Source organism: Serratia odorifera (genome assembly GCF_041448735.1).
Classification (GTDB): Bacteria; Pseudomonadota; Gammaproteobacteria; order Enterobacterales; family Enterobacteriaceae; genus Serratia_F; species Serratia_F odorifera.
Genome location: NZ_JBGMUT010000001.1, coordinates 109,145 through 124,952 on the forward strand (window position 1 = coordinate 109,145; position 15,808 = coordinate 124,952).

The 15,808-nt window shown below is 59.3% G+C and carries 16 protein-coding genes; 8 read left to right on the forward strand and 8 right to left on the reverse strand.

Features of this window, described 5'->3' with window-relative positions:
- The first annotated feature begins 3 nt into the window (after window positions 1-3).
- Window positions 4-801 (forward strand): urea ABC transporter ATP-binding protein UrtD, encoded by a 798-nt coding sequence (urtD, locus tag ACCC84_RS00550; protein WP_371901655.1) that lies wholly within the window; start codon window positions 4-6, stop codon window positions 799-801.
- Between the two features lie 24 nt (window positions 802-825).
- Window positions 826-1,524, forward strand: coding sequence for an urea ABC transporter ATP-binding subunit UrtE (gene urtE / locus ACCC84_RS00555; RefSeq protein WP_004965542.1), 699 nt, complete (start codon window positions 826-828; stop codon window positions 1,522-1,524).
- Window positions 1,525-1,544: 20 nt separating this feature from the next.
- Here urtE and ACCC84_RS00560 read toward each other — a convergent pair whose 3' ends face one another.
- A complete protein-coding gene (locus tag ACCC84_RS00560; protein WP_004965540.1) occupies window positions 1,545-2,108 on the reverse strand; it encodes a DUF4865 family protein in 564 nt (187 codons plus the stop codon).
- Between the two features lie 105 nt (window positions 2,109-2,213).
- Here ACCC84_RS00560 and ACCC84_RS00565 point away from each other — a divergent pair, with 105 nt between their 5' ends.
- A complete protein-coding gene (locus tag ACCC84_RS00565; RefSeq protein WP_371901453.1) occupies window positions 2,214-3,083 on the forward strand; it encodes a LysR substrate-binding domain-containing protein in 870 nt (289 codons plus the stop codon).
- On the opposite strand, the gene sseA is transcribed toward ACCC84_RS00565, so the two are convergent.
- Entirely contained in the window at window positions 3,080-3,925 is an 846-nt protein-coding gene (gene sseA, locus ACCC84_RS00570) for a 3-mercaptopyruvate sulfurtransferase (RefSeq protein ID WP_004965537.1), read from the reverse strand. The two genes, ACCC84_RS00565 and sseA, sit on opposite strands and share 4 nt — an antisense overlap.
- 147 nt (window positions 3,926-4,072) lie before the next feature.
- Between sseA and ACCC84_RS00575 the strand changes: the two genes are divergently transcribed.
- The gene (locus tag ACCC84_RS00575; protein ID WP_004965535.1) at window positions 4,073-4,492 is read left to right on the forward strand and encodes an NUDIX hydrolase; all 420 of its coding nucleotides are present in this window, start codon (window positions 4,073-4,075) and stop codon (window positions 4,490-4,492) included.
- On the opposite strand, the gene ACCC84_RS00580 is transcribed toward ACCC84_RS00575, so the two are convergent.
- Window positions 4,474-4,989: a 2-thiouracil desulfurase family protein gene (locus ACCC84_RS00580; protein WP_004965534.1), complete on the reverse strand. Its 516-nt coding sequence runs from the start codon at window positions 4,987-4,989 to the stop codon at window positions 4,474-4,476. The two genes, ACCC84_RS00575 and ACCC84_RS00580, sit on opposite strands and share 19 nt — an antisense overlap.
- Before the next feature lie 376 nt (window positions 4,990-5,365).
- Here ACCC84_RS00580 and ACCC84_RS00585 point away from each other — a divergent pair, with 376 nt between their 5' ends.
- A complete protein-coding gene (locus ACCC84_RS00585; protein ID WP_004965532.1) occupies window positions 5,366-6,496 on the forward strand; it encodes a Gfo/Idh/MocA family protein in 1,131 nt (376 codons plus the stop codon).
- Between the two features lie 194 nt (window positions 6,497-6,690).
- Here ACCC84_RS00585 and ACCC84_RS00590 read toward each other — a convergent pair whose 3' ends face one another.
- Genes ACCC84_RS00590 through ACCC84_RS00600 form a run of 3 tightly spaced genes read right to left on the reverse strand, consistent with a single transcriptional unit; the run spans window position 6,691 to window position 9,826 of the window.
- Window positions 6,691-8,562, reverse strand: coding sequence for an amidohydrolase (locus ACCC84_RS00590; RefSeq protein WP_004965531.1), 1,872 nt, complete (start codon window positions 8,560-8,562; stop codon window positions 6,691-6,693).
- 20 nt (window positions 8,563-8,582) lie between these two features.
- Window positions 8,583-9,128 carry an antibiotic biosynthesis monooxygenase gene (locus ACCC84_RS00595; RefSeq protein WP_004965529.1) on the reverse strand — a complete coding sequence of 182 codons (546 nt, stop codon included), beginning with the start codon at window positions 9,126-9,128 and terminating at the stop codon, window positions 8,583-8,585.
- A 53-nt stretch (window positions 9,129-9,181) separates the two neighbouring features.
- Window positions 9,182-9,826 (reverse strand): hydrolase, encoded by a 645-nt coding sequence (locus tag ACCC84_RS00600; protein ID WP_004965527.1) that lies wholly within the window; start codon window positions 9,824-9,826, stop codon window positions 9,182-9,184.
- Window positions 9,827-9,967: 141 nt separating this feature from the next.
- On the opposite strand from ACCC84_RS00600, the gene ACCC84_RS00605 reads away from it, so the two are divergent.
- Window positions 9,968-10,873 carry a LysR family transcriptional regulator gene (locus ACCC84_RS00605; protein WP_004965525.1) on the forward strand — a complete coding sequence of 302 codons (906 nt, stop codon included), beginning with the start codon at window positions 9,968-9,970 and terminating at the stop codon, window positions 10,871-10,873.
- A 79-nt stretch (window positions 10,874-10,952) separates the two neighbouring features.
- Here ACCC84_RS00605 and ACCC84_RS00610 read toward each other — a convergent pair whose 3' ends face one another.
- Together ACCC84_RS00610 and ACCC84_RS00615 are read right to left on the reverse strand one after the other, a co-directional pair.
- Window positions 10,953-12,434 (reverse strand): MFS transporter, encoded by a 1,482-nt coding sequence (locus ACCC84_RS00610; RefSeq protein WP_273867064.1) that lies wholly within the window; start codon window positions 12,432-12,434, stop codon window positions 10,953-10,955.
- 144 nt (window positions 12,435-12,578) lie between these two features.
- A complete protein-coding gene (locus ACCC84_RS00615) occupies window positions 12,579-13,619 on the reverse strand; it encodes an NAD(P)-dependent alcohol dehydrogenase (protein ID WP_273867066.1) in 1,041 nt (346 codons plus the stop codon).
- 149 nt (window positions 13,620-13,768) lie between these two features.
- Here ACCC84_RS00615 and ACCC84_RS00620 point away from each other — a divergent pair, with 149 nt between their 5' ends.
- Both ACCC84_RS00620 and osmF read left to right on the forward strand, forming a co-directional pair.
- Window positions 13,769-14,821, forward strand: coding sequence for a fatty acid desaturase (locus ACCC84_RS00620; RefSeq protein ID WP_273867068.1), 1,053 nt, complete (start codon window positions 13,769-13,771; stop codon window positions 14,819-14,821).
- Window positions 14,822-14,837: 16 nt separating this feature from the next.
- Window positions 14,838-15,770, forward strand: a complete 933-nt coding sequence (osmF, locus tag ACCC84_RS00625; protein WP_198772822.1) for a glycine betaine ABC transporter substrate-binding protein OsmF — start codon at window positions 14,838-14,840, stop codon at window positions 15,768-15,770.
- The last annotated feature ends 38 nt before the right edge of the window (window positions 15,771-15,808 follow it).

Genomic DNA, 15,808 nt, shown 5'->3' on the forward strand with positions numbered 1-15,808 from the left:
TCGATGCAGATTAGCGAGCCACTGTTTACCCACCCACTGCCGGCCGACAAACGTCGCACGCAGACCGATCCGATCCTGCTGCTGGACAAGATCAACGTCAGCTTCGACGGATTTCACGCGCTGCGCGATCTGTCGTTGCAGATCGGCGTCGGCGAGTTGCGCTGTGTGATCGGGCCTAACGGCGCCGGTAAAACCACCTTGATGGACGTGATCACCGGCAAAACGCGGCCGGACAGCGGGCGGGTGTTTTACGATCAAACGCGCGATCTGACGACGATGGATCCGATCCGCATCGCGCAGAGCGGCATTGGCCGCAAGTTTCAAAAGCCGACGGTATTCGAAGCGCTGACGGTGTTTGAAAATCTGGCGATCGCGCAGAAAAACCCGAAATCGGTGTGGGCCTGTCTGCGTGCCAAACTGAACGGCGAACAGCGCGATCGCATTGACCAGATGCTGAAAACCCTCAGGCTGAGCCATGAACGACACCGCCCGGCGGGGCTGCTGTCGCACGGGCAAAAACAGTTTCTGGAAATCGGCATGCTGTTGGTGCAGGAGCCGCACCTGCTACTGCTTGATGAACCGGCTGCCGGTATGACCGATGCCGAAACCGAATATACCGCTGAACTGTTCAAATCGCTGGCCGGCAGCCATTCGCTGATGGTGGTGGAGCATGACATGGGGTTTGTCGAAAGCATTGCCGACCACGTGACGGTACTGCATCAGGGGCAGGTTCTGGCAGAGGGATCCCTGGCGCAGGTACAGGCTGACGAGCAGGTGATCGAGGTCTATCTGGGGCGCTGAGCCAATCAAAGAGGGAACATAGCCATGTTGCACGTTAGCGAACTGAATCAGTTTTACGGCGGCAGTCATATTTTGCGCGGGCTGTCTTTTGAGGTGCCGATCGGTGAAGTCACCTGCCTGCTGGGGCGTAACGGCGTGGGAAAAACGACCCTGTTGAAGTGCCTGATGGGGCTGGTGCCGGCGAAGAGCGGCGACATTGTCTGGCAGGGCAAAACCATCAATAGCCGTAAACCGCACCAGCGGGTACAGGCCGGCATCGCCTATGTGCCGCAGGGGCGCGAGATATTCCCGCGCCTGACGGTAGAGGAAAACCTGCTGATGGGGTTGGCGCGCTTTTCCGGCGGCGCGGCGAAACGGGTACCGACGCAGATCTACCAGCTGTTCCCGGTGTTGGAACAGATGAAGCAGCGGCGTGGCGGCGATCTGTCCGGTGGGCAACAACAGCAGTTGGCGATTGGCCGCGCACTGGCCTGTCGGCCACGGCTGCTGATCCTTGATGAGCCGACCGAAGGTATCCAGCCTTCGGTGATCAAAGAGATCGGCACGGTGATCACACAGCTGGCGGCGCAGGGAGACATGGCCATTTTACTGGTGGAACAATTCTATGATTTCGCCGCCGAACTGGCGGATCGCTATCTGGTGATGTCGCGCGGCCAGATTGTACAGCGCGGTAGCGGCGGCGAGATGGAGCGGGACGGCGTACGGGGACTGGTGGCGATTTGATCGCCAGCCCCCGGTGGAGGCTAGAGAGGATTGGCTACTGCGGAGCTGTCAAAAGGGGCGCTGACGTGACCGACGGCATACCACTGGGCCGCACCGCTCAACCGTGCCGGCGCCGTTCGCCACAGCCGCATGCGCAGCAACTGCCAGGCGGCGGGGTCGAACGCGCTGATGCTGGCCACGGCCTGAGGATCGGCGCGTTGCCGGCTGCGCAAGCGTGACAGGTCGCTGAAGGGAGCGATTGGCCGGCGTTCAATGCTGGCAAAGCGCGCGTGCGTCAACTGCGCGCGATCGATGTGCGCCAGCCAGGGCAGCCAATGGTCGACCTGCGGCCAGCCGAACGACTGGGTCAAGCCGACAAAACCCTGGCCGAGCAAAAACGCGCTCATGCCCTGACTGCTGTTCCACAGATAAAATGGCGCATAGCGGTTTTCCGCGCCGTGCTCCCCCTTTAGCGCATAAAGATAGGCTTTGATCATCAGCTGTGGACAGTTGTCGAGCAGCGGGCCGGCGGTAGCGATGCGTTGGCGGATAATCTCCATCGGATAGTCGGCCGGCAGGGTAAAGCGGTATTGCATGGCAAGCATGATGATTCTCCTGAAAGTCGTTGACAGCTCCAGCCTGACACGCGATGTTTGTGATTAAAATCGACATTATTTTGACTAATAGTCCATAAAATCAGGATGGTCAGCATGGGGCGTATCACCTTTGATCTCGACGACTTGCGCAGCTTCGTCACCGGCATTGAGTTGGGCAGCTTTGCCAGGGCGGCGCAACGCCTGGGGCGTTCGACTTCCGCCGTCAGCGCGCATCTGAAAAAACTGGAGCAGCAGGTGGGGGCGCCGATTTTGCGCAAATCCGGGCGTGGCATGGTGATGACCGAAGCGGGAGAAATGCTGCTCGGCTATGCCCGTCGGCTGCTGGAGTTGAACGATGAAGCCGCCTGCGCGGTGCGCGGCTGGGATCTGCACGGCACGGTACGGCTCGGGTTACAGGAGGATTTTGGCGAAACCTTCTTGCCGCAGGTGCTTGGCAGTTTTGCCCGGGCGCATCCACGGGTGCGCATTGAAGCGCGCATTGCCCGCAACGCCGAATTGCTTGATTGGGTGATCAACGGGCAGCTTGATTTGTCGCTGGCCTGGGATAGCGGCGTCAGTACCCCCTTTCAGCAGGCGCTGGGGCAACGCATGATGCGTTGGATAGCGCCGCCGGAGTTTGCCGTGGCGCCATGGCAAGCCAGTGGGCAGCCGTTGCCGCTGGTGGTGTTTGATGCACCCTGCCTGATGCGCAGCGCGGCGACGCAGGCGTTGGATCGTGCTGGCATCCCCTGGCGTATTGCCTTCACCAGCCGCAGTTTGAATGGCATATGGGCAGCCGTCAGCGCTGGCTTGGGAGTCACGGTGCGTACCGAGGCCGGCATGCCGACAGGCGTGACGCCGTTGCCTGCCGGGCAGTTGCCGGCGCTCAGCCCGTTGGGCGTGGTGCTGCATCGCGCCGAGGATCAGCCAGATGCCGCGGTGCAGCGTCTGGCGCAGATCGTGGTTGAACGGCTGGCGCTTTAGCGGGTGGCTATCGGCTGGTTGCCGTCCAGCGCTCCCCACTCGGTCCAGGAGCCGTCGTACAGCCGTACCTGCGGCGCTTGCAGTGAAAGCAGCGCAAACGCCAGCACCGCAGCGGTAACCCCGGAGCCACAGCTGGTGATAATCGGGCCGTTGAGATCGACCCCCTTATCGCTAAACAGTTGTCTCATCGCCTCCAACGACTTGAAACGGCCATTTTCCAGCAGCTCCGGATAGGGAATATTGATGCTGCCGGGAATGTGGCCACGGTGCAGGCCCGGGCGTGGTTCCGGCGCGTCGCCATAAAAACGCGGCGCGGCGCGGGCGTCGAGTATTTGCGTCGAGCCGCCCAGCGCCTGTTCAACCTGACGCAGATTTACCCGCGCATCGGCGTTGAAGCGGGCGTTGAACTGGGTCGGCGCGCGAGCGCCATCACCGGTTGCCAACGCGTTGCCGCGCGCTTGCCAGCCGTCCAGCCCCTCGTCCAGCACATAAACCTGTTTCGCGCCGAAGCTGCGAAAGGTCCACCAGCCGCGCGGTGCGGAAAACTGATTGCCCTGGTCGTAAAACACAATGGTGCTGTTTTCGCTGATGCCCAATTGACCGGCGGCGGCGGCAAAGGTCTCGGCATCAGGCAGCATATGCGGCAGGGTAGTGGCGGTGTCGGCGACCGCGTCGATGTCGAAATACACTGCGCCCGGGATGTGGCCGGCGGCAAATTCTGCCCGCATGTCTTTTTTCGGCACCAGCCCGACTGGCGACATACGCACGTCGACCACCCGCAGATCGCTGTCGTTAAGGTGTTGTTCAAGCCATTGAGGAGTCACTAAAAAAGGAGAGTTCATCGATCCTGTTCGCCTGTAGAAAAACCGTTTTTTACTATACCCTAAATTATTCGGCTTGCATCAGGGCTGTATGGCTTGAAATGCCATCGAGGTTTATTTCTAGCGGCTGACTATCATCGACGGCGCAGGGCGTCAGGGGGAGCAGGCATGCAAGCGCAGAGTTTCGGTGGGGCAAAAATTGCCTTGCTGCATCAGGATCGGCTACTGGTTTATTTACGCGATGAGCGCTCAGACATCCCCTGGCCTGGCCTGTGGGATCTTCCCGGTGGTGGACGCGAAGGCAACGAAACGCCGTTGCAGTGCGTACAGCGAGAAACGCTGGAAGAGTTCGGGCTGCTGTTACCGCCACAGCAAGTGCTGTGGCAGCGCCGTTATCACGGCATTCAAGCCGGCTCTCCCGCCACCTGGTTTATGGTCGGCACCATCACGGCACAGCAAATTGCCGCAGTGCAATTTGGTGAGGAAGGTCAATACTGGCAGATGATGGCGGTTGAGCAATTCGTGCACCATCCGCAAGGGATCCCCCACCTGCGCCAGCGGCTGTCGAGTTATCTTGCCGGGCGCTGAGCCCGTTCATGCTGTTCGACGCGCCGGATCAGCGCCGCTATCTGACGGTGCGAGAACACCTCAATACCGTGTTGACGCAGCAATGCGCTGGTGACGCCGTTGCCGGGCTTGCTGCGCCCGGCGAAGGCGCCGTCATAAATCAACTGGCTGCCGCAGGACGGGCTGCCGTCGGTGAGCAGCGCGAAACGACAGCCTTGTCGACGGGCCGTTTCCAGCGCCAGATGTGCGCCAAGCAGATATTGCGCCGTGACGTCGTTGCCGGTGGCTTCGATCACCTGTGCCCGTTGTGCGAGCACCGCGTCGCCGTCGGCCGCCGGGCTGATTTCCGCCGGCGGGCGCGGTGTGGCAAAGCCGGCGGCCAGTTCCGGGCAACATACCACCAGACGGCCTTCCTGCTGCCAGCGAGCCAGCGTAGCATCGACCATCGGCTTGTCAGAACCGTTATAACGTACTTTAAAACCTGCCAGGCAGGCGCTGATGAGTATTTTGGCTGACATGGTTAACGTCTCTAATCGCGAGGGCGGAAGTGCAGGGCATGGCCGCTGCACGCGCGACATTATGCTAGCAAAATCGCGCAGGCAACACACCTGTCATCCCCTTCAGCACGCCAGAGATGGCCATGATGACGGCACAAAATGAAATTTCCAATTCATTATATTCAATTGCGTTTCATCTTGGATAGATGCAATACCCTGCTAAAAATCCAATTTCCTTCTGATAATCGGCGAATCATGAACGCCATCACGAATAGCAACGTTTGTTTTCCATTTAACTTGATGTTGGATTATTAATTCCATATAAATCTTTAATAAATTAAATGTTCCATTTAATGGCCGACTGGCGACAGGCTGGCCCAACGCTGAGGAAACAACGATGAAGCAGGTTCGCGTCGGATTAATTGGCACCGGTTATATCGGCCGCTGCCATGCCATTGCTTATGCACAGGCAAGCACGGTTTTTCCACTGAAAGGTGAGTTGGTGTTGGAAATGCTGGCGGAAGTCACGCCGGAACTGGCCAGCCAGCGCGCCGTGGAGTTTGGTTTTGCACGTTCTACCGGCGATTGGCGGCAGTTGGTGGCCGATCCTGCCATTGACGTGGTGGATATCTGTGCGCCCAATTTCCTGCACAAGGAAATGGCGCTGGAAGCGATTCGTCATGGCAAGCATGTCTATTCGGAAAAACCGCTGGCGCTGGATGCCGATGATGCGGCGATTATGGTGCAGGCGGCGCGCGAACGGGGCGTCAAGACGCTGGTGGGGTTCAACTATATGAAGAACCCGACCAGCCAGCTGGCGCGTGAAATTATCGCCAACGGTGAAATCGGCGAGGTGGTGCATTTTTACGGCACCCATAATGAAGACTATCTGGCCGATCCGCGCACGCCGATTGACTGGCATTGCCGCAAGGCCAGCGCCGGCCTTGGGGCATTGGGCGATTTGGCGGCTCATATCGTCAATATGGCGCATTATCTGGTGGGTGACATCGTGGCGGTCTCTGGCGACATGCAAACCCTGATCAAACAGCGGCCTGACCCGCAGCATCCGACCCGGTTGTGCGAGGTGGAAAACGAGGATCAGGCCAGCGCACTGGTTCGTTTTGCCAGTGGCGCCATGGGGACCATTGAAACTTCGCGCATTGCCTGCGGTCGCAAGATGGGACTGACCTATGTGGTTACCGGCACCAAGGGGACGCTCAGCTATACCCAGGAGCGGATGGCGGAACTGAAGATATACCGCCACGATGAACCCGCCGAACGGCAAGGGTTCAAGACGCTGCTGGTGGGGCCAAAGCACCCGGACTATGCCGCATTCTGTATCAGCGCCGGGCATGGCATCGGTTTCAACGATCAAAAAACCGTGGAAGTGCGCGATCTGGTAAACGGCATCGCCGCCGGCGATCGCCTGTGGCCGGATTTTGAAGAAGGCTGGAAAGTTTCTTGCGTGCTGGACGCTATTGCCGCGTCGGCGCAGCAGCGTCGCTGGCTGGAGGTCAATAATAAATGATTAACCTGTTAAGTTAATAGGCTGGCAAGTGGCGATGGCGGCTTGGCGAGGTGCGACGCTGCTGGCTTAATTAGTTAATTAGTTAATAAGTTATCAAGTTATTGAGTTATCGAATTGGCAAGTTAGGCGGTGAGTAAGCTGACAGGCTGCCAGAGTATGACGCTGGCAGCCCGTGCAATTAGCCGCTTCAGTGCTTAGAACGCAAAGCAGGAACAGCCAAAGGCGCCCCAGAACGCATGTTCATCGGCCACCGGGATGCTGGAGCGGCGAGCAAGGTCATGCTGGTGTGCGTGTACGCCGCACGGGCCACAGCATTGATGTGCCTGACTCAGCACGCCGGTGCCGACCGTTGCAGCAACTGGTGCGGCTCGGTAATGTCCCGGAACCTGGCTGACCGGCGACCATTCCGGCAGCACCGGTAACGGCGGCGGTGCCAACGGCGAGAAGCTGCCGGCGGCATACACCACCTTGCCGTCGACCACCGTCATCAGCGATTCAATGTCCTTGATCTGCTGTTCCGGCACGCTGAAATAGTCCTGCGACAGCACCGCCAGATCCGCCAGTTGCCCGACCTTGATTTGTCCTTTCTTGCCCTGTTCGGTTGAAAACCAGGCGCTGCCCTGAGTCCACAGCATCAACGCAGTGTCGCGATCCAGCCGTGCATCGTCGTGGTACATCGCCATGCCGCCGACGGTACGGCCGGAAACCAGCCAGTACAGCGCGGTCCACGGGTTGTAGCTGGCAACGCGGGTGGCGTCGGTACCCAGTCCGACCGGCAGTTCCGCTGCCAGCATTTTCGCCACCGGCGGGGTGTGACGGGTGGCTTCCTGGCCGTAGCGTTCGGCAAAATACTCCCCCTGGAAGGCCATGCGATGCTGTACCGCAATGCCGCCGCCCAACGCTTTGACCCGTTCGATATTGCGTTCGGAAATGGTCTCGGCATGATCAAAAATCCAGTGCAGCCCGTTAAACGGGATTTCACGGTTCACCTTTTCAAACACGTTGAGCATGCGGCTGATGGATTCGTCGTAGGTGGCATGCAGGCGGAACGGCCAGCGGTGTTCGACCAGGTGGCGTACTACGCGCTCCAGCTCATCCTCGGTGCCTGCCGGCAGATCCGGACGTGGCTGCAAAAAGTCTTCGAAATCGGCGGCGGAAAACACCAGCATTTCGCCGGCACCGTTATGGCGATAAAAATCCGTGCCCTGGCCCGGCTTGAGCATATCGGTCCACTGCTGAAAATCCTCCAGCTCCTGTTTTGGTCGTTGGGTAAACAGGTTGTAGGCGATGCGGATGGTCAACTGCTGTTTTTCATGCAGTTCGGCAATCACCTGATAATCGTCGGGGTAGTTCTGGAAGCCACCGCCGGCGTCGATGGCGCTGGTCAAACCGAGGCGGTTCAGTTCGCGCATAAACTGACGGGTTGAGTTCACCTGCTGCTCCAACGGCAGTTTCGGCCCTTTTGCCAGCGTGGCATACAGGATCATGGCGTTGGGCTTGGCTATCAGCATGCCGGTCGGATTGCCGTTGCGATCGCGCTGAATTTCACCGCCCGGCGGGTTTGGCGTGTCTTTGGTATAGCCAACCACCTTCAGGGCTGCCCGGTTGAGCAGAGCGCGATCGTACAGGTGCAGGATGAATACTGGCGTATCCGGCGCGGCCTGGTTGATTTCCTCCAGCGTCGGCATGCGGCGTTCGGCAAACTGGAATTCGCTCCAGCCGCCGACCACCCGCACCCATTGCGGGCTTGGCGTGCGTAACGCCTGTTCCTTCAGCATGCGTAGGGCGTCGGCCAGCGAAGGCACGCCTTCCCAGCGCAGTTCCAGGTTGTAGTTAAGCCCACCGCGAATCAGGTGCAGGTGGGAATCGTTCAGGCCGGGAATGGCGGTATGGCCCTGCAAGTCGATGACCTGCGTTTGTGGACCGGCGTGGCGCATCACCTCGCTTTGGCTGCCGACCGCCAGGAACTTGCCGTCCTTGATGGCGACCGCCTGTGCGCTAGGGTTGTCACGATCGACGGTATGAAACTTGCCATTGGTGATAATCAATGAGGCGATATTACTCATACTTTTCTCCCGACGCCGTCTCAATGACGGGTCAGCCATTGATGAAAGACGCGCGTCACGATCGGCATCCACAGGAACACCACTAATGCCACCACGCTGGCGTCGTTGAGCAGGTGGCCGCCGAGCGTCCCTTGCAGATTCGGCAGCAGCGAGCTCCAAAACCACGGCACCAGATTGGTCGACGGGAAGATCACCAGCAGGGTGATCAGGAACTGTTTCCACTTGGCGGGCGGGCGTACCTGCGCATTGGCCGGCGTGAACCAGAATTCCGCGCCGGGGCGGATTTCAATATGATCCTGTTCCTGCAGCAGCGACGATACCTCGGCAATATATTGATTGCGCTTGGGCGAATGCAGCCAACGGTAAAGGTTGTCGATATTGTCGAAACGCACCAGGATGGTATAGGCCTGCTCAGTGCTGGATGGGCGAATCACGTTAACGCCAAGATGTCCGTCGTATTCGGCGGCGTCCGGCATGATGCGCTTGAGCCAGGCCTCATAGGCCTGTTGCTGGCCTGGCGCCAGACGATGGGTGATCACCAGGGTGACATGTTGGGGGTGTGACATAAACGCGCGCTCCTGAAGCCGTCTCCCCGGCTGGCAGGCCGGGGAGGGGCATATTATTTGAGTTCGCGCGCCGGCGCGTGGTGCACCATGGTGTAAGCATAGTCAACGCCCATGCCGTAGGCGCCGCTGTGTTCACGAACCAGCTCCATGACCGCGTCATAGGTTTCCTTGCGCGCCCAGTCGCGTTGGTACTCGAGCAGCACCTGTTGCCAGGTCACCGGGATGGCGCCAGCCTGTACCATGCGATCGATCGAACGTTCATGCGCATCCACCGAGGTGCCGCCCGAGGTATCGGTTACCACATACACCTCATAGCCGGCTTCCAGAGCCATCAATGCCGGGAAGGTCAGACAGACTTCGGTCCAGAGCGCCGAAATGACCAGTTTTTTGCGGCCGGTGGCTTCGACGGCGCGCACGAATGCCGCGTCTTCCCATGAGTTCATTGAGGTACGTTCAATGGGTTTCACCTGCGGGTGAACCGCCAATAATTCCGGCCAGATATAACCACTGAAGCTTTCGGTTTCAACTGAGGTGAACAGGGTTGGCACATTGAAGATTTTACCGGCCTTTGCCAGCGCCACCACGTTGTTTTTCAACTGCTGGCGATCGATATTGGCAACGCCAAAAGCCATTTGCGGTTGATGGTCGATAAAAATCAATGCGGAATTGGTTGGGTCAAGCAATTGAAACTTGGACATGTTTTACCTTCCTGATGGTACGTCGGTTGAACGAACTTTCAGCATTGCTGCAATGGAATGCATGGTAGGCAGGTGGTGATTTCAAAGATAGCGTAGAATTTTTGTGGTCTTGTTAAGTTTTTTTATACACAGGGGAACAGTGTGAGATTAAATCTGGATGCGTTGCTAATTCTTGATGCGCTTGACCGTTACGGTTCGTTCGCCGCGGCGGCGGCCCGGCTGTATAAAACGCCGTCGGCGCTTAGCTACATGGTGCAGAAATTGGAAAGCGATCTCGACGTGACGATTCTGGATCGCTCCGGTCACCGCGCCAAATTTACCGATACCGGTAAGCTGATGCTGGAAAAAGGCCGTTTACTGCTGCGGGCGGCGCAGGATCTGGAACAACAGGCGCGCTATGTCGAAAGCGGCTGGGAAAGTGAAATCACTCTTGGTATCGATGCTTCGTTTCCCTTTGAGCGTCTGCTGCCGCTGATCGACAGGTTTTACAGCCAGCATCACCATACGCGTTTGCGCTTTAGCCATGAAGTGTTGGCCGGCTCCTGGGAGTCGCTGATTTACGGCTGCGCCGACATTATCATCGGCGCCATCTGCGAACCGCCGTCACGCGCCGGCTTTGCCTTCAAGCCGTTGGGCAGGCTGGAATACGTGTTTGCCGTAGCGCCGCAGCACCCGTTGGCGGCGCTGCCTGAACCGTTGGCCAAAGACACGGTGCGCCAGCATCGCGCGGTGGTGGTGCGTGACACCTCACGAATCAATACGCCGCAAAACCTGCATATTCTGGATGAGCAAGACGCTTTGACGGTGTTTAATTTCGACGCCAAGCTGGCCGCACAGCTTGCCGGGCTCGGTTGCGGCTATCTGCCGCGCTATTTGGCACAACCTTATCTGGCGCGCGGCGAGCTGGTGGCGAAGAGCGTTGAAGGGGAATATTGCAGTGATGCGGCTTATTTCGGCTGGCGTGAAAGTGCCACCGGGCTGGCGGTGAAGTGGTGGCGTGAGCGCTTGCAGGCTTACGCCGACGGTGAACAGGCCTATCCAGGCTAATCATTGCCCGGCGCTGCGCGCAGCGATATCAGGTGCGCGGCGCCGGGGAACGAGGGGGGAGAATGCTCGCAGGCTACGGTCAGCCCTGCTGGAAGTCCTCCGCGTCGACGTCATAACCGGCCGGTTCCCAGCGGATCGCCAGCAGGGCCATCAAGCCGGCTAACGGTGCTAGCGCAATCACCCAGAACACGCCGGTGCCGAGCGCTGCCGACAGCACCGGAAACAGGAACAGCGACAGGGTGGAGCTGGAACGCATCAGGGTTTGGTTAAAGCCGACGCCGACGCCGCGCAATGACGTTGGATAGCTCAAGGAGGCAAACGTCATGCTATGCGAGCCGGGGCCAAAACCCTGCCCGAGCAGGAACAGCGCCAGCATGGCGATGGAAAATGCCGCCTGTCCGCCATTGTCCGGCAGACCAATCAGCGCCAGCCCGAGCAGTGCCGCCAGTTGGCAGGCGTAACCGAGCACCGTCATCTTCCAGGCGCCGAAGGTTGGCACCAGCCGTACCGCCAGCAGGCCGCCGACAAAGGCGAACAGCAGGTTAAGCGCCAGCGACACCAGAATGGTGCTCAGCATGGACTGCGCCAGGAAGGTCGACAGGATCACCGGCAGTCCAAACGCCACTGCGTTATAGGCGAAGGAAGAGGCAATAGCGATGATGGTCGCCAGTATCGTCCGCCGCAAATATACGCCTTGCAGCAGGGTGCCGTAGTTGCGCCACGACGCTTGTCGCGTCTGCGACGGTCGGCCTGTTTCGGCATCATCGGCCACCACCACGTTGACGTTGTACGAGCGGCGTAAAATGGCCGCCGCGCCCGGCAAATCGCCCTGATTGGCCGCCCAGACCGGGGATTCGCTCATATAGCGGCTGCGAATGGCGATAATCAGCAGTGCCGGCACCGCGCCAAAGCCGAGAATCAGCCGCCACAGCCAGTCGGTGTGGCTTTCTGGTAGTACGGCGTAAAGCAGCAGTACCAGCAGATAGGAAACGCTGATCGCCGCGTACCAGGTAGGGCACCACATGGCAATGCGCGCAGCCTTGTTGCCACGGCCGGAAAGGCGTGAAAATTCCGCGAGAAACGCCATTGCTACCGGCAGGTCGATGCCGACCCCCAGCCCCATGACAAACCGTGCGCCGCCCAATACCCATTCGTTGGGGGCAAACGCGCAGGCCAGCGCGGCCACCACAAAGAAAAACATATCGGCCATAAACACCCGATAACGGCCGATTTTATCGGTCAGGTAACCGCCGATAAATGCGCCGATAATGGCGCCGAAGGTGATGGCCGAGGCCACCAGCCCGGTGCCGGTTGGCGACAGATTGAACTCGCGCGCCACGTCCTTGATGCCAAATGCCAGCGCACCGAGATCGTAGGCATCAAGGAACACTCCGCCCAGTGCGATGGCGACGACAATGCGCGCGTCGTTACGCTTGGCGGCACCGCCGTTGACCAGTCGGGCGACGTCGGCGGCGCTGCGGATCGCTATCACCTCGTTGCTGCTGACCTGTGGGTTCCCGGTTGAAACAGTGGCGTCAGGCGCCACAATGGTTGTCGACATAATGATTCTACTTTTATAGGCAAAAATCCGAGCATAACGGCGCGGCTCGGCGTTCAACCAATTCTTTCTGGTTATAAGCATACAACCAGAAGATGTTGAAAAATCATCATGTTAAACACGGGTTAAGGGTGTGGTTTTTTGCATTCAGGCAAAGCGTAGCACCGCCTTGATGCTCTCACCGGACCGCGCCGCGGCCAGCGCCTGATTAATCGCCTCAAAGGGATAGAAATCAATCAAGCGATCGAAGGGAAAATGCCCGGCCTGCCACTGCGCGATCAGATAGGGAATGAAACGCTGCGGGACGGCGTCCCCCTGAATAACGCTGATAATCTGCCGATGATGAGAAAGTTTCATCGCGCCGCCGCCGGTCAGGCGCACCAGCGTGCCCCCGGGGCGTAACCGATCCAACGCCTGTTTTTCCAGCGCCGCGTTGCCAGTGGTGTCGATGACGTAATCCAACGGCGCCAACTGTTGCAACCGTTGCGCCGCCTGCAGCGTTTGGGTTGCTCCCAGTTCGCTTGCCAGCTGCAGGCGTCGCGCCTGGCTATCGAGCGCGACGATCGACGTCGCTCGCCGCAGTCTGGCCGCCATCACCGCCGCCAGACCAACGGTGCCGACGCCCAGCACCAGCAGGCGCTCGCCGCGCTGCAGGTTAAGTGAGTTGAGTACCGTACCGGCGCCGGTTTGCAGCCCGCAGCCGAGCGGCGCCAGCGTCGCCAGCGGCAGGGTATTGGCAACGCGTACCACATTGCGTTCGCTGACCAGCGCATGGCTGGCAAAAGAGGACTGACCAAAAAAATGGCCGTGCAGCGGGGCAAGATAGCCGCTGCTGCCGTCGAGCCGCTGAAAGTCGAAGTTCAACTGCCAAAAATTGTCGCAGTGCGCAGGGCGTTGCTGCCGGCAGGAGGCGCAGCGACCACAGGACTGATAGGAAAGCAGCACCGCATCGCCGGGCTGCACGGCGCGTACCGCGCTGCCGGTTTGCTCGACGATGCCAGCCCCCTCGTGGCCGAGTATCGAACCGGCGGCGGCGCTGGCGCACATATCGAGGTCGGTGTGGCAGATACCGCAGGCCACCAGGCGCACCCGCAGCTCATCGACCCGGGGCGGCCGCAGGCGCAGCGGCCGCATCACCAACGGGGTGCCGGCGGCATCAACCACCGCGGCACGGCGTTTTGCGCTCATGGGATCTCCTCGTCGTTGGCGGCGTATCTCTTCAGTATAGTTTTCGAACAACGGGCAGGTTTTCACTAAGCTTTGCCATTTTGCTTATTTTGCGCGCCGATCCGGCTCGCGGATACTGTGGCAAATTATCGCCAGCGAGCCGCTAACCGATGTCAACGCCACCACGTCAGAGCCACTACCTTCACCCCGCGCAGCGGGCCTGGATCCAGCAACTGAAGCGACAGTGGCTATGGCGGCTGGAACTGCCGACCTGGTGGGTGATGGCGCTGGTGTATGGTGGCTGGTTCGGCGTGGTGCTGTGTTGGCAAACCCTCGGCCCCTGGCTGGGGACACCGTTGCTGATTTTGCTCACCACCGGCTATATGTCGTTGCAGCATGAACTGATCCATGGTCACCCGACGCGTTGGCCACGACTCAATCAGCTGTTTGGCCTGGCGCCGTTGGCGGTGTGGTATCCCTATGGTTTGTATCGCGATACGCATTTGCAGCACCACCGCAATTCTCACCTGACCGATCCGCGGCACGATCCGGAAAGCTACTACTTTACGGCCGCGCAATGGCAACGCTTGCCCGCTGCCGTCGTCTGGTTGGTAACAATTCGTAACACCTTGCCCGGGCGAATTTTTCTTGGCCCGCTATGGGATATTGGCAGCACGGCGTTTGGCGCGCTGAAAAGCGTAGCGGCTGGCGATGGTCGTGCGCTGATGATGTGGTTGATCCACGGTGCGCTGCTGACATGCCTGCTGGGCTGGCTGCAGCGGCAGGGTGTATCGCCGCTGTTTTATCTGCTGGCGGTCAGTTATCCGGCGTTAGCCATCACCAAAATTCGTTCGTTTTATGAACATCGTGCAGAGAGAGCCGTGCCGGCCCGTTCGGTTATCAACGAGGCCGGCTGGCCGTGGCGGCTGCTGTTCCTCAATTTGAACTATCATTTAGTGCATCATGACTTACCCGGTTTGCCGTGGTACGGACTGAGAAAAGTCTATCAGGCAGAACGCGTTGCCTACCGACAACGTAGCCAGGGATTCGTGGTGCAAGGCTATGGCAGGTGGTTGGCTGACCATGCCGTTGCGCCGGTCAGCGTCGCCGTGCACCCGTTTTTAGCCGGGGAGTCGACGGAACATCAGGGGGTCGTCGCACCATCGGCGGCGATCGTGGCTCGCGGGAAGCGGGCCGTAGCGGATTTTTGCATCGAAAAATAATCAAGGGGAAGCAACAATGGCATTTATCTCTTCACGCGGCCGTTTTCTGGCGTTGGCGCTGGGCATCGTCACGTTGGCCACTGGCACGGCACAGGCTGCCGACTCGGTGCGCGTAGGGTCAAAAATCGACACCGAAGGCTCGCTGCTGGGCAATATCATTGTTCAGGTACTGGAAGCCAACGGCATCAAAACCACCAATAAATTACAGCTTGGTACCACCAAAGTGCTGCGCGGGGCGATCGTCGCCGGTGAGATTGACATCTATCCGGAATATACCGGTAACGGGGCGTTTTTCTTTGCCGATGAGAAAGATCCGGCGTGGAAGGACGCCAAGGCCGGTTTTGACAAGGTCAAAACGCTCGATTACGACAAAAACAAGCTGGTGTGGCTGGACGCCGCACCGGCCAATAATACCTGGACCATCGCAGTGCGTCAGGACGTCGCCAATGCCAACCACTTGAAAACTCTGGCCGATCTTGGCAAATGGATCAACGGCGGCGGCAAGTTCAAACTGGCAGCCTCGGCGGAATTTATTGAACGGCCGGATGCGTTGCCGGCTTTCCAAAACGCCTACGGCTTCACGCTGAACCAGGATCAGTTGCTGTCATTGGCCGGCGGTGATACCGCGGTGACCATCAAGGCGGCGGCGGAGCAAACCTCTGGCGTCAATGCGGCGATGGCCTACGGTACCGACGGTCCGGTGGCGGCGCTTGGTCTGCAGACGCTGGAAGATCCGCAGGGTGTCCAGCCGATTTATGCGCCGGCGCCGGTGATCCGCGAGGCGACGCTTAAACAGCATGCCAATATTGCCCAGTTGCTCAAGCCGGTGTTCGCCACCCTGGATGGCCCGACGCTGCAGCAACTGAACGCGCAGATAGCCGTAGAAGGGCAGGATGCGAAACAGGTTGCGGCAAGCTATCTGAAACAAAAAGGGTTGATCAAGGGATAATACATCGTCGGGGCGAAGCACGGTCTTCGTCCCGGCGA

Bases quoted from the DNA above. Each gene is read 5' to 3' on its own strand.
- ACCC84_RS00585 (WP_004965532.1), top strand. From the start codon at position 5,366: ATGAAGCAGGTTCGCGTCGGATTAATTGGCACCGGTTATATCGGCCGC.
- ACCC84_RS00590 (WP_004965531.1), bottom strand. From the start codon at position 8,562: ATGAGTAATATCGCCTCATTGATTATCACCAATGGCAAGTTTCATACC.
- ACCC84_RS00615 (WP_273867066.1), bottom strand. From the start codon at position 13,619: ATGAGCGCAAAACGCCGTGCCGCGGTGGTTGATGCCGCCGGCACCCCG.
- ACCC84_RS00580 (WP_004965534.1), bottom strand. From the start codon at position 4,989: ATGTCAGCCAAAATACTCATCAGCGCCTGCCTGGCAGGTTTTAAAGTA.
- ACCC84_RS00620 (WP_273867068.1), top strand. From the start codon at position 13,769: ATGTCAACGCCACCACGTCAGAGCCACTACCTTCACCCCGCGCAGCGG.
- sseA (WP_004965537.1), bottom strand. From the start codon at position 3,925: ATGAACTCTCCTTTTTTAGTGACTCCTCAATGGCTTGAACAACACCTT.
- ACCC84_RS00560 (WP_004965540.1), bottom strand. From the start codon at position 2,108: ATGCTTGCCATGCAATACCGCTTTACCCTGCCGGCCGACTATCCGATG.
- ACCC84_RS00565 (WP_371901453.1), top strand. From the start codon at position 2,214: ATGGGGCGTATCACCTTTGATCTCGACGACTTGCGCAGCTTCGTCACC.
- ACCC84_RS00595 (WP_004965529.1), bottom strand. From the start codon at position 9,128: ATGTCACACCCCCAACATGTCACCCTGGTGATCACCCATCGTCTGGCG.
- ACCC84_RS00575 (WP_004965535.1), top strand. From the start codon at position 4,073: ATGCAAGCGCAGAGTTTCGGTGGGGCAAAAATTGCCTTGCTGCATCAG.
- osmF (WP_198772822.1), top strand. From the start codon at position 14,838: ATGGCATTTATCTCTTCACGCGGCCGTTTTCTGGCGTTGGCGCTGGGC.
- ACCC84_RS00610 (WP_273867064.1), bottom strand. From the start codon at position 12,434: ATGTCGACAACCATTGTGGCGCCTGACGCCACTGTTTCAACCGGGAAC.
- urtE (WP_004965542.1), top strand. From the start codon at position 826: ATGTTGCACGTTAGCGAACTGAATCAGTTTTACGGCGGCAGTCATATT.
- urtD (WP_371901655.1), top strand. From the start codon at position 4: ATGCAGATTAGCGAGCCACTGTTTACCCACCCACTGCCGGCCGACAAA.
- ACCC84_RS00600 (WP_004965527.1), bottom strand. From the start codon at position 9,826: ATGTCCAAGTTTCAATTGCTTGACCCAACCAATTCCGCATTGATTTTT.